Here is a 12,056-nt window from a genome sequence, read left to right on the forward strand (position 1 = left end):
TTTCTTCCCTACCATTTCTCTCTGCATGTTTCAATTAAATGCAGTAAGTACCTCTTCGTCATATCTGCCCTTCTCCACCTTGAGAGCATTCGCTTTTCTTTTGGATTCTGCCGTATTCTTGCTACTTCTTTTAATAAAATCTCCCATTCTTCCCCTGAACGTTCTGACAAGTATTGCAATCCTCTATCTTTTGAAACGATTGTTTTATGATCTAGAGTATATAAAATGCGGCCCATCGTAACGACAGCTGATTCTACCCACTCTTCTATAAAAAATAAATATGGCTGCTTCGCTTTTTCACTCCAGTATCGTTCTACGTTGTATTTCATCGTATTGACTACATCACCCCACCCTATTTGAAACGAAAGGTCTTCCGCTTCTTTCCCGATAACTGTAATACCTTGATTTTTCAATGTCCACCATGTGACTGCATTAATATCCCAATGTCCTATATTCGCCTTACCATCTGCACAATACACGTACTCATTCATTTCATCATTGTATTTCCCTAAATCAGCAAGCGGAATATACATACCATCCATTCTTTTCCCTAACGTACTATCACTAAGTTTCTTATGAAGTTCTACAAGTTGCTGTTTTTCAGCTTCATTCACGGGATCACTTATTACCGTGACAAAATCAACATCGCTCGTTTCTGCATGAAATGCACCGAGTGCGATGGATCCGTAAATATATACCCCGACTATTTTTTCATCTAAAAAAATTTCTTTCAGTCCTCCTATGTACTGCTCCATCAACTGCTCTACTTCTTTCGGTAACGCATGCTTCACTACATTCTCCACATCTATCCCTCCAATAAAAAAAGCCTTTGCAAATTCGCAAAGGCTTCCTGCTTTATAAATATTTCTCGATTTCTTCGTAAACATCCTTCAAACGAGGATTTCCTTCTCCAACAATTTCTCCATTTACAAGAACGACCGGATAAAATAAATCTTCCTCCACTACGCGCTCTGCGAATGCTTTTTTCTCTTCATCTTCTTGTTCTTCTTGAAAATCAATATACTCGAAATTAAATTTATTTTCTTGTCCTTCATATTTACGACCAATCGCCGCTTGTAACCACTCAAACGTTTCTGTTGAAGATGGCATTCCAACGCAGCTCGCACAAATTACTTTCGTCCCATACACTTGCACATTAACCATTTCTTCTCCCCCACTTCTTGTTCTAACAGTATATTCAGATACCTTATTACATAAGCACATCATTTTACAAACTCATTCCATACCCCTATACTGAAAAAACACGTTGTAAACATGATAAAAAATTTCGGCAATAAAACAAGAACAGAAAAAATAGATTTTCCCCTCTATCTTGATTATAATAAAACTGATGAAAGGAGTCGATAAAAATGGAAAACCCACATATGCAAGAACAAGTACTAGAAGTATTAGATAAATTACGTCCATTCTTACTTCGCGATGGCGGAGACGTTGAATTAGTAGACATTGAAGAAGGTATCGTAAAATTACGCCTTATGGGTGCATGCGGAAGCTGCCCAAGTTCTACAATCACACTAAAAGCTGGTATCGAACGCGCATTACTTGAAGAAGTACCAGGCGTTATCGAAGTAGAACAAGTATTTTAATTAAAAGCGAAAGCGGCTCGTTCAAAGCCACTTACTAAAAGGAGACCAAATTTGGTCTCCTTTTTTTATACAAATCACATTTATCCGTTAACATCATAAAACAAAATTGGAAATCCTTCTCAAAAAATGCGATAATTGATACTATATAGTGAATCGTTCACACATATAAAGTAAAAAACATAGGGGGACGACACATGCCAAAAATGGGGAACACGTTTTTAACAATTCAAGAACTAGAAAGGAAAAAAGAGTATTTATTGGACCTTTCATCCGTTATACCGACATGGAATGCGAGCTATCAATTTTTATTTAAAGAAATCCAGCAAGAATTATTGAGTAAAGTAAATGAAAAAATCGAACAACATCAATTCATTTTAAATATATGTGCAGATCAACAGGTAGGGGCGTAATGTATTACATATAATTGTGGTATATAAAAAAGAGACCTCAATCGGTCTCTTTTTTATATTTTTAAGACAGCCAATCTAATTTTCTAATCCCGAGCTTATCAACTGGTAAACGAAGTGAGCCATAAAAATGTTTCATAAATTGCTCAGAGCGGTTCACATCGTGTAAAATGGCTTCTAAGCGATCTCTATATATGCTTTTTTGTTCTTCGTTTCCAGTTTGGTAATATCGTTCGACTGTTTCAAAATAGTGAAGCGGGAACAGAAGCCTTGCAAATAATAGGCGCCACCCAAATGAGGATAGCGAATAGTTCCGTTCATAATCTGTAACAAATTGAACGATTGTTTGCTCCCAGTCTTTCTTTTTTTCAATTATCATATAGCGGATTAATTCTGCTATATCTCGAGTTGGGTGATCATACACCCAATCAAAAGGGAGTTTGAGACGCTTCGTTTGATGCCATAATAAAGGTGTGAATCGTTCTTGGCAAATTGTTGCTGCATCCGTTAGTTGCGGCGTATCATCCATCTCTGTATCAACAACGTATTGAATGGCATTTTCCGCAACTCCTAAGTAATACGGGAAGGATTCAATAAACAATTGATCGAATACGTCTGTAGGGTGGTTCATCACTTGTGACTGCCAAAACTTTTCTAACTGATCGAGCCTTTTTTCCCATAACGCTTTCCATTCACCAATGCGGCTTAGTTGCTCAATTTCTTCTGGAAAGAATGCACCTCGTTTATGGAATATGGAAAGCTCACTTCCTAATGACATAGCATGTCGTTCTAACGCGCGCATACCTTTTAATAAGCAGTAATTTTGTTCTTCTATCTCACTTACATAGTAGCCGTGTATAGTCGGAACGAAAGTCGCTACAGTTATATCCCCTTGCTGGTTCATATAATCACTGAGCTTTTTCATCTCTACAAGTACTTCTTCCTCCATCTCTCCAATTGGAACAAGTACATAAATTTTGTTGCGAATCCAAAAGCTTTTATAGGGGCCAAGGGGGATTAATTCTTTAACATGCATATGATAATGCTCATAAATATGATGAATCATCGCAGTCGCCACCTATGGTTTTTCTTTATATATATGAGCTTGTGCTCGCCTTTCATTCCTATGCACATGATAAAGCAACGAAACGTATACAAATACTAAAAAGAAAAAAAGGTGATAAACATGAAAGAATCAAATCAACTACAAGAAAGAGCATTGCAACTATTACAAGAACGCGGTGTAACAATTGATGATATTGCTGAGCTTGTTCATTTTCTTCAAAAAAAATATCATCCAAATTTAGAGATGTCAGAATGCCGTTATAACGTTGAGCGTGTATTATCAAAACGCGAAGTACAGAATGCACTAATTACTGGTATCGAACTCGATGTCCTTGCTGAAAAAGGAATGTTAAGTGAGCCGTTACAAGATATCGTAAAACGTGATGAAGGCTTATACGGAATTGATGAAGTGATCGCACTTTCTATCGTTAACGTGTACGGTTCTATCGGTTTCACGAACTTTGGATATATCGATAAATTAAAACCTGGTATTTTAGAATACTTAAATGATAAATCAACTGGAAAGGTGCATACATTCCTTGATGATATCGTTGGCGGAATCGCTGCTGCCGCTTCAAGCCGCTTAGCGCACAGAGCTGAGCATTCGGAGTAAAATATGAAAGACCGTCAGTGTTATACTGACGGTCTTTCGTATTCCATGAGCATAAATTCTCTTCCTCGGCTCAAAAAAATAGGGCCTTGCTGAAAACCTATGTTTTTATAAAGCGCAATCGCTCTTGTATTAAATGTCGCTACACTAAGTCGAAACGTTTTCAGCTTAAATTCTTTAACAGCAAAGGCTATCCCAGCTTGAAAAAACATTTTCCCCAGCCCTTTCCCTGTTAACGCCGGCTTCATGCCAAGTCCGATATCAATTACATCTTCTCCACCATATAAATGAGCATCTCTTCCCCCTGGCACTTGTGCATTTTCCCCAAAACAAAAATAGCCGATAAACTCTCCCTTATCGTCACAACAGCCATAATACGTCCCATCTAATAATTCCTCTATTACTTCTTTCTCGCCTGAAAAACTATATAAATTATAGGGTTCTTCGTACGTCCACGTATTTATCTCATTTGCTTCTTCTACCGTCAGCTCATGTATTTCCACTTTCTCTTCCCCCTATTATATTTCTACTAACAATATTCGATACTCATCTTATAATTCATCTTTCTCAATATGTTTTTTTAATTTCTCGCTTTATTTTTATGGAAGATTTTTCTTATTATGTTACGATTAAACAGAATTATTTGAAATAAGGTGGTGACAATTTGAATTATTTTTCTTATCTCTCCTTAGAAGAACGTCAAAATTTTTTCTATAAAGAACCTCTTAGTTTTTCAAAAAATATAGAGAAAGAGCAATTAGCGTACGCATTAGGTGCTACACTATATACTCCTGGCACGAAAGAAACGATCGCGGAAGATATAATTAGAAAAAAACATGTGGAAGCTACCTCGATTATTTTTTGTCTAGAAGACTCTATCAGCGATAAGGAAGTAAAGTTTGCAGAGCAAAATATCGTCTTTCAAATACAGCAAATCGCCAACTTGGTCAGTGCTAACATACTAAATCAAGCAGACATCCCCCTTCTTTTTATTAGAGTTCGACAGCCAAGTCAAATGAGGACAATTGTTACTGAATTAGGTAGTGCGGTTCATTGCTTATGTGGTTTTGTCTTTCCAAAATTCACACCCGTTAATGGAAAGTCTTATATCGATCAGCTTGCCTATATAAACAAGCTATATTCATTATCCCTTTATGGAATGCCGATTTTAGAATCACCAGAAATTATGTATAGAGAAACACGTGTAGAATCATTGTTACAAATAAAAGATCTACTAGATTCCTATCGTGATTACATCTTAAATGTACGCATTGGTGCTACTGATTTTTCAAGCATATTTGGTATTCGGCGTAATAAATACACCCCTATCTATCATATTACTGTTGTTCGTGATTGTATTTCCGACATTATTAATATTTTCTCCAGAGCAACAAATGGATATGTTATTTCAGGATGTGTATGGGAATATTTTTCTAATGATTACGAAGAAGGGCTCATTCAAGAGGTATCGCTTGACCATGCAAATGGATTAATCGGAAAGACAGTCATTCACCCATCTCATATTAAAGTTGTACAAGCAATGCACATTGTTACAATAGAAGATTATTTAGACGCAAGGTCAATTTTACAACATGCAAATACATATAACGGAGTGCTAAAAAGCAGTTTTGCTAACAAAATGAATGAAGTAAAGCCCCATTATAACTGGGCTCGCAAAACCATTTTAAAATCTAATATTTACGGGGTGCTACATGAAAACAAACAATTCACCGATCTCCTTATTACAAACGCAAAACAACACGTATAACGTTTTGAATAATATAAAGGTTCATGTAGAAGTACGTGATAATCCATATAACTTAGAATTAGACAATCTTTTTCAAATGGCTGCGAGAATCAATAAGAAGCGGAGTTTTTTATTTGTAAGTACAATTCTTGGAAAGCATCTTCCTATTAAACCTGCAGTCTCTCTAGCAAGTGGATTTGCTCTCGCTGCAAGATATATGGAAATACTACATAATACTTTTCATCCATTTCAAAAAGAAGTTTTAAATCTTATTTCATTAGAAGTTGATGAAATTCCAGAAGAAATATTTCATTATCAATATCCCTTACAAGAAGAAGTGTTATTTATCGGATTCGCTGAAACAGCAACAGCACTTGGCCATTCTATGTTTCAATGCTTTCAAAATGCAAAGTATGTACATACAACTAGGGAATCGATACCCAATCTCGAATCTGTCATTACATTTGAGGAAGAACATTCCCATGCAACCTCACACCGTTGTTATGTCGATAAGAGCTTTTTTCAAAACAACAATCCGATCATTCTCGTAGATGATGAGATGACAACTGGAAAAACCGCACTAAATATTATCAGATCCATTCAACAGCAATTTCCACGAGAAGAGTATACCATCGCTTCGTTATTAGACTGGCGTTCTAATACTAATAGAAGACAATTTAAACAACTAGAAGAAGAACTTCAAATAAAAATTCATGTTATTTCTTTATTAGAAGGCCGTATTCACACAACTGGCCAGCCATTGAATATTACAAAAACAGATACTCATATTGAAGAAACAAAACCTTATTTCAAAAAACATACGATTATTTGTCCGGCATTATCCTATACATCAAATTATATAAAATATACTGGACGCTTTGGCATTTCATCATATGAACAAAAGCACATTCATTCTTTTGCTCAAGAAGCAGGAAAAATGTTACAAAGAAAAAGAATTGGAAAACGAACACTCTGCCTCGGAACGGGTGAGTTTATGTATATTCCAATGAAAATTGCTGCTGAAATGGGTGAAAATATTTTATATCAATCTACAACACGAAGCCCTATCCACCCTGTTTCAAATGATGTGAACTACGCCATTCATAATCATTTCTCATATCCAAGTCCCGAAGATTCTACTATTACAAATTACTTTTATAATATTTCATCTCATGATTACGATGAAGTATTTGTGTTTATGGAACGTGATGTAGGAGAAGAAGCCTTATCGCCTCTTCTACAGCAGTTACAAACAGTTATTCCTTGTATTCATATCGTCTCATTTTCAAATAGCATAGAAAAGGAAGGTTGATAATTATGGTAAAGGTAAATTCCCATATTAGTAGTTACGATCCAAATGATGCTATTTTTCTATTAAAAGATATTAGCGATTTAATGAAAGAAAGTTCCACAGAAACGAGAGAACAAGCCATTCAAGCTGGCATACATTATTCTGAAATGTTACCAACGGAATATAAACCATCTAAAGCATATATGGATTTATTCTTTTCTTCCCTGCAACATTACAAACACAAACTAGCCATCGCTGTCGGAGTTGTCGCTGAACAAATTATACAGACTAAAGGAACGAATCTCGTCCTCGTCTCATTAGCGCGTGCTGGTACACCTATTGGTATTCTTATAAAACGCTACATACGCTATCAATATAACCTTGATGTACCTCACTATTGTATTTCTATTATTCGTGGACGCGGCATCGATGAAAATGCACTTCACTATATTTTAGAACATCATTCTACAGAAACAATTCAATTCATTGATGGCTGGACTGGAAAGGGTGCAATAAAAAAGGAATTGGAACAGGCAGTACATACATTTAACGAGAGAAATAATACACACCTTTCTCATTGTATGGCTGTACTTGCTGATCCCGGTTACTGTACTTCAATTTACGGTACACGCGAAGATTTTCTTATCCCTAGTGCTTGCTTAAATGCGACCGTCTCTGGACTAATTAGCCGCACTGTACTAAATGACACCTATATTGGCCCAAATGATTTTCATGGTGTTAAATATTATAAAGAGCTAGAACAAGAAGATTTATCAAATTTCTTTATCGATGAGATAACAGATTTATTCCCTTCTGTTCATTCTCATATAGATAATCAATTACATTATATTGCTTCAACATACACCGATCCATCTTGGCAAGGATTAAAAGATATACAATCTATCCAAACTCACTTTGAAATTGATGATATTAATCTAATTAAACCAGGAGTCGGTGAAACAACTCGCGTATTACTCCGGAGAATACCGTGGAAAATTTTAATACGAAAGCAAGACACTCCTGATTTAAAGCATATTTTACTTCTTGCTAAAGAAAAGAATGTCCCTGTTGAAATATATGAGAATATGACTTATTCATGTTGCGGACTCATTAAGCCTCTTAGGGGGAATACGATATGATTTTCGCCAGTGATCTTGATCAGACACTTATTTATTCCCGTAAATCATTTCGTGCTCATATAGAAGATAATTCAATTCAGCTCATTGAAACTTTAGATGGAAAAGAAATTTCTTTCATAACATATAAAACCATTACACTACTAATAAAATTGCAACTGCATTCATATTTTATCCCAGTTACAACAAGAACGATTGAACAATTTCAACGTATTACTTTATTCCAAAATGAAATCATTCCTGAATATGCCATTACAAGTAACGGCGGTAATATCCTTCATAACGGTAAGCAAGATGTTACTTGGAACAAAGAAATAAAAAAAAGAATTTCAGTAGAATGTATAGAGAGGAACGATATACTAAAGGAATTTGAACAAATCGCTCATAAAGATTGGGTTATATCACAAAAAACGGCTGATGATTTATTCCACTATTGCATCATTAAACGAGAGAACATTCCTTATGATGAATTATCATCCTTCACTTCCTGGTTAGACAAACAGGGCTGGAATCATTCACTTCAAGGTAGGAAACTATACTTTGTACCAAAACCAATTAACAAATGGGACGCCGTGCAATATATACAAGAAATACTACAAATGGATACTATTATTACAGCTGGGGATTCTTTACTTGATTTATGCATGCTTGAAAAGGCGAACTATGCCTTCGCACCACTTCATGGTGAATTAGGGGCAACATATAATCATTTACAACCCCATATTGTAAAAACAGATGCAATCGGCATATATGCCGCAGAAGAAATCGTAAGTAAATCACTTCAAATCATTCACAGTTCATCACCTACCTCATAATTGAAATATGCACAATTGCATACGCACGCCCATGGAACAAATGGTACAATTTATTCGAATCGCTGTTGCTACACTTCTTGATCAAAGAAAAGGCGTTAAAACGGATATTAGCGCCTTATCAAACTCAAGCAATTGGCACATTTTGTCATCTTGAAAGACACTCGACAGAGTGTCTTTTTTTCTATACCTTACAAGGACTTACTCATTTCAAAGCATAAACACATAAAATGATATAACTCTTTACATGCATGAGTCCTTTTTTCAAAGTTTTTAAGTAGACTCAAAATAAAAAAGCACTCTTGTCTAGAGTGCTTTTTACTTTCAAATTAGGAGGTTACATAATATGGATAGTACTCTCGTATTTAACTTCGGCATTGGTATTGTCATCATTTTATTTGTTTTCTTTGTTCTTTGTATGAGCGGAGTGTAGAAAGACGATTTGAGGCGTCTTTTTATACATATGTATTACTTGACTTTCGCAAAAGAAGTAACAATAATGGTTACAGTGAAACCATTCACATATCCACAAATAGGAGGAAGAACAATGAAACATGTAATCGTTTATGCACACCCAAATACAGAAAGCTTCAACCATGCGATTTTAGAAACGGTAAAAAGTGAATTAGAAGAAAAAGGTCATGAAGTACGCGTTCGCGATCTATACGAGTTAAACTTCAATCCAGTATTAGGCGCTTCCGATTTCATCTCATTTTCTCAAGGAAACACACCAGAAGATATTAAAGAAGAGCAAGAGCATATCTCTTGGGCTGATAGCATTACATTCATTTATCCAGTTTGGTGGGCGGGACTTCCTGCTATTTTAAAAGGATACGTTGACCGTGTATTTAGCCACGGCTTCGCTTATGCTTACGGTGAAAATGGGATTGAGAAGTTATTAAGTGGTAAAAAAGGCTTATTATTATCTACAATGGGAAATACAAAAGAGGCATACACAGCAGGCGGTATGTTTGAAGCAATGAAGAAAACAACAGATGTTGGTATCTTTGAATTTACAGGTATTGAAACAATTGAGCATACATTCTATACGAGTGTTCCTTCTGTGGATGACAGTGTGCGTAAACAATATCTTGAAGAGGTTAAAGATGTTGTGAATCGTGCGTTTTAAATAACATTATATCAGCGATTTTCTAAATATATCAGCGCAACTCAAATTATATCGGCGATTTTCTAAATATATCGACTTATCGACAAAAAACGACACTAATTACAACTGAATATTAGCCCACACCAATCGGGCTACCCGCAAATATTAGAAAAAAAGCTGCTCCAACGTTTGGAACAGCTTTCTTCATTACATCTTCTCAATCCACTCCGTCAAGTTATGCACAACTTGCGTCGGTTGAACTTCGTATTCTGTTAACTTCTCCACAGTTGTAACTCCAGTGTGGACAAGAAGCGTATGCATGCCAGCATTTATTCCTGCTAAAATGTCTGTGTCGTAGTTATCCCCAACCATTAATGCTTCATTCTTTTCTATGCCAAGCACTTTCAAGGCTTGTTCCATAATGATTGATTCTGGTTTTCCGATAAAGATTGGATCCACACCTGTTGATACTGCTACAACTGATGTTAATGAACCGTTACCTGGTAATAATCCGCGCTCAGTCGGAATGGCAATGTCACCATTTGTAGAAATAAACGTTGCGCCGTTACGCACAGCAAGACAAGCTTTTGCTAATTTTTCATATGTGATGTCACGATCTAAACCAACAACAACGAAATCAGGATTTTCATCTACAAGTTCAAATCCTTTTTCCACAAGCGCATCGTGTAAACCTTCTTCACCAATCATATATACAGTTGCGTCTTGTTTACGTTCATAAATGAAGTTTGCTGTTGCCATACTCGTTGTGAATACTTGCTCTGCTTTCGCTGGAATATCGAAACGAACAAGTTTTTCTGCCACTTGTTCTGGTTTACGAGTTGAGTTATTCGTAACGAATAAATACGGAATGCCGCGCTCTCCTAACGCTTTGACGAAGTCGCTCGCTTCTTCAATTTGTTCTTCTCCGCGATACATTGTACCGTCTAAGTCAATTAAGTAACCTTTATACATCGATTATGTCTCTCCTTCTATGCTAACGTTCTCACCTTATCATACCACTCTTATATTACCCGCTTTTCCAAAAGAAAAAAACGCTTTACCTTAAAGCGCCCCATAACGTTCATTTTTTCTCTTTTATTTGGTAAGAACAACTACAATCGCCCTCGCACATGTTTGCTAGCGTTTTCACATCTGCGTTCGCAAATAAACGATTATACATCTCTTTTTCATCTTCACACACTTGCGGGAATCTCTCTGCAATTTCCTTTAACGGACAATTTTGTTTTTCAATTACGAAAGAGTTCTCTCCATCTCTCTTGATTTGAACCATATAACCATTTTTCTCTTGCATAGCTGCTATCTCTTGCACTTTATATGCTAAATTCTTTTGATTACTCACTCGCTTTTGCAACTGTTCTTCCATACGCTTCGTTCTCTCTTTTAAAACGTAACGAAGTATTTTTTCATCGCCCATTCGAGCTAAATCTTCTAGCATATCAATCGCAAATTGCTTATACTCTTTCGGAAATGTATCTTCTCCCTTTTCGCTTAATCCATACAAATAAGTTGGTCTTCCGACATGTTGCCTTACCATCTTGGAATAGATGAAACCATCTTTCTCAAGATTACTTAAATGTCTTCGAATTGCCATTTCTGTAATCTCTAAAATTTCAGCTAGTTCCGCTACGGTGTGCTCTCCCTTTACTTTCAACAACTGCACAATTTCATCTTTCGTCGTACGTGCTTCCCCCATGCTTCACCCTTCTCCCTCACATACAATATAAGACCCCCAAAAGGCATTCTCTGGGGATCTTATAAGCATAATTATTCTGGTACAAATGCAGATACAGGTCCTAATTCCTTCTCTAAATAACTGCGAATATTTGCTGGGTATTTCTCTACCACTGCAATATGTTTTTGAATCGTCTTATATAATTCATCATGATTCATTTGAATATAATCTTGCGTAAGCATTTTTCGAAGAAGGATAATTTCTTTCATCCCTTGTCCATCTTCTGTACTTATCACTCGCTCGTCCATTAAAATATCGATAATATCTTCATAACTTCCTGGATCGCGCATAATAAATCCATCAATCATCGCATTCCCTACATCTAATACACAATCAATCATTAGATGAGCTATGCGTTCTAATGCGTAAAATTCAAACTCGGTTTCATATATCTTTTTCTCTTGAAATGTACTTGTTGCTCGTTCTAAACATACTAGCATTTGTTCTATTTTCTTTCTGTCTACAAAATACATGAATGTCACCTACCTGGAAATTAAAGCATTTACATTTTAATTGTAAC

15 protein-coding genes are annotated in these 12,056 nt (G+C 36.0%); 8 read left to right on the plus strand and 7 right to left on the minus strand.

Features of this window, described 5'->3' with window-relative positions; translation table 11 throughout:
- Positions 1–8: 8 nt before the first annotated feature.
- Together PDK19_RS19550 and PDK19_RS19555 are read right to left on the minus strand one after the other, a co-directional pair.
- Entirely contained in the window at positions 9–803 is a 795-nt protein-coding gene (locus PDK19_RS19550; RefSeq protein ID WP_270707869.1) for a nucleotidyltransferase domain-containing protein, read from the minus strand.
- Positions 804–855: 52 nt separating this feature from the next.
- Entirely contained in the window at positions 856–1,164 is a 309-nt protein-coding gene (locus tag PDK19_RS19555) for a DUF1462 family protein (RefSeq protein WP_000248594.1), read from the minus strand.
- Positions 1,165–1,370: 206 nt separating this feature from the next.
- On the opposite strand from PDK19_RS19555, the gene PDK19_RS19560 reads away from it, so the two are divergent.
- Positions 1,371–1,607 carry a NifU family protein gene (locus tag PDK19_RS19560; RefSeq protein WP_000431159.1) on the plus strand — a complete coding sequence of 79 codons (237 nt, stop codon included), beginning with the start codon at positions 1,371–1,373 and terminating at the stop codon, positions 1,605–1,607.
- Between the two features lie 194 nt (positions 1,608–1,801).
- Entirely contained in the window at positions 1,802–2,017 is a 216-nt protein-coding gene (locus PDK19_RS19565; protein WP_014893439.1) for a hypothetical protein, read from the plus strand.
- 61 nt (positions 2,018–2,078) lie between these two features.
- On the opposite strand, the gene yutH is transcribed toward PDK19_RS19565, so the two are convergent.
- On the minus strand, positions 2,079–3,080 hold the full coding sequence (gene yutH / locus PDK19_RS19570) for a spore coat putative kinase YutH (RefSeq protein WP_000581269.1): 1,002 nt from the start codon (positions 3,078–3,080) through the stop codon (positions 2,079–2,081).
- A 120-nt stretch (positions 3,081–3,200) separates the two neighbouring features.
- Here yutH and PDK19_RS19575 point away from each other — a divergent pair, with 120 nt between their 5' ends.
- Positions 3,201–3,692, plus strand: a complete 492-nt coding sequence (locus tag PDK19_RS19575) for a phosphatidylglycerophosphatase A family protein (protein ID WP_000665103.1) — start codon at positions 3,201–3,203, stop codon at positions 3,690–3,692.
- Positions 3,693–3,712: 20 nt separating this feature from the next.
- On the opposite strand, the gene PDK19_RS19580 is transcribed toward PDK19_RS19575, so the two are convergent.
- A complete protein-coding gene (locus tag PDK19_RS19580) occupies positions 3,713–4,192 on the minus strand; it encodes a GNAT family N-acetyltransferase (protein WP_270707870.1) in 480 nt (159 codons plus the stop codon).
- A gap of 161 nt (positions 4,193–4,353) precedes the next feature.
- Here PDK19_RS19580 and PDK19_RS19585 point away from each other — a divergent pair, with 161 nt between their 5' ends.
- The 5 genes from PDK19_RS19585 (at position 4,354) to PDK19_RS19605 (ending at position 9,804) form a co-directional block, all read left to right on the plus strand.
- Positions 4,354–5,457: an HpcH/HpaI aldolase/citrate lyase family protein gene (locus PDK19_RS19585; RefSeq protein ID WP_270707872.1), complete on the plus strand. Its 1,104-nt coding sequence runs from the start codon at positions 4,354–4,356 to the stop codon at positions 5,455–5,457.
- Complete coding sequence (locus PDK19_RS19590) at positions 5,402–6,748, plus strand: phosphoribosyltransferase family protein (protein WP_270707873.1); 1,347 nt, start codon at positions 5,402–5,404, stop codon at positions 6,746–6,748. The genes PDK19_RS19585 and PDK19_RS19590 overlap by 56 nt, the downstream gene beginning before the upstream one ends.
- Positions 6,749–6,753: 5 nt before the next feature.
- Entirely contained in the window at positions 6,754–7,866 is a 1,113-nt protein-coding gene (locus PDK19_RS19595) for a cysteine protease StiP family protein (RefSeq protein WP_270707875.1), read from the plus strand.
- A complete protein-coding gene (locus tag PDK19_RS19600; protein WP_000575371.1) occupies positions 7,863–8,678 on the plus strand; it encodes an HAD family hydrolase in 816 nt (271 codons plus the stop codon). The genes PDK19_RS19595 and PDK19_RS19600 overlap by 4 nt, the downstream gene beginning before the upstream one ends.
- A 544-nt stretch (positions 8,679–9,222) precedes the next feature.
- Positions 9,223–9,804 (plus strand): NAD(P)H-dependent oxidoreductase, encoded by a 582-nt coding sequence (locus PDK19_RS19605; protein ID WP_270707877.1) that lies wholly within the window; start codon positions 9,223–9,225, stop codon positions 9,802–9,804.
- 186 nt (positions 9,805–9,990) lie between these two features.
- Here PDK19_RS19605 and PDK19_RS19610 read toward each other — a convergent pair whose 3' ends face one another.
- From PDK19_RS19610 to PDK19_RS19620, 3 genes are all read right to left on the minus strand, one after another.
- Entirely contained in the window at positions 9,991–10,755 is a 765-nt protein-coding gene (locus PDK19_RS19610) for a TIGR01457 family HAD-type hydrolase (RefSeq protein WP_000276467.1), read from the minus strand.
- Between the two features lie 109 nt (positions 10,756–10,864).
- A complete protein-coding gene (locus PDK19_RS19615) occupies positions 10,865–11,497 on the minus strand; it encodes a helix-turn-helix transcriptional regulator (protein ID WP_000503352.1) in 633 nt (210 codons plus the stop codon).
- 71 nt (positions 11,498–11,568) lie between these two features.
- Positions 11,569–12,009, minus strand: coding sequence for a DUF86 domain-containing protein (locus PDK19_RS19620; RefSeq protein WP_000274011.1), 441 nt, complete (start codon positions 12,007–12,009; stop codon positions 11,569–11,571).
- Between the last annotated feature and the right edge of the window lie 47 nt (positions 12,010–12,056).

The organism is Bacillus cereus group sp. BcHK124 (assembly GCF_027712065.1).
Classification (GTDB): domain Bacteria; phylum Bacillota; class Bacilli; order Bacillales; family Bacillaceae_G; genus Bacillus_A; species Bacillus_A pacificus.

Coding starts and splice junctions, on each gene's coding strand:
- PDK19_RS19555 (WP_000248594.1), bottom strand. CDS start 1,164: ATGGTTAATGTGCAAGTGTATGGGACGAAAGTAATTTGTGCGAGCTGC.
- PDK19_RS19560 (WP_000431159.1), top strand. CDS start 1,371: ATGGAAAACCCACATATGCAAGAACAAGTACTAGAAGTATTAGATAAA.
- PDK19_RS19565 (WP_014893439.1), top strand. CDS start 1,802: ATGCCAAAAATGGGGAACACGTTTTTAACAATTCAAGAACTAGAAAGG.
- yutH (WP_000581269.1), bottom strand. CDS start 3,080: ATGATTCATCATATTTATGAGCATTATCATATGCATGTTAAAGAATTA.
- PDK19_RS19575 (WP_000665103.1), top strand. CDS start 3,201: ATGAAAGAATCAAATCAACTACAAGAAAGAGCATTGCAACTATTACAA.
- PDK19_RS19590 (WP_270707873.1), top strand. CDS start 5,402: ATGAAAACAAACAATTCACCGATCTCCTTATTACAAACGCAAAACAAC.
- PDK19_RS19595 (WP_270707875.1), top strand. CDS start 6,754: ATGGTAAAGGTAAATTCCCATATTAGTAGTTACGATCCAAATGATGCT.
- PDK19_RS19600 (WP_000575371.1), top strand. CDS start 7,863: ATGATTTTCGCCAGTGATCTTGATCAGACACTTATTTATTCCCGTAAA.
- PDK19_RS19605 (WP_270707877.1), top strand. CDS start 9,223: ATGAAACATGTAATCGTTTATGCACACCCAAATACAGAAAGCTTCAAC.
- PDK19_RS19610 (WP_000276467.1), bottom strand. CDS start 10,755: ATGTATAAAGGTTACTTAATTGACTTAGACGGTACAATGTATCGCGGA.
- PDK19_RS19615 (WP_000503352.1), bottom strand. CDS start 11,497: ATGGGGGAAGCACGTACGACGAAAGATGAAATTGTGCAGTTGTTGAAA.
- PDK19_RS19620 (WP_000274011.1), bottom strand. CDS start 12,009: ATGTATTTTGTAGACAGAAAGAAAATAGAACAAATGCTAGTATGTTTA.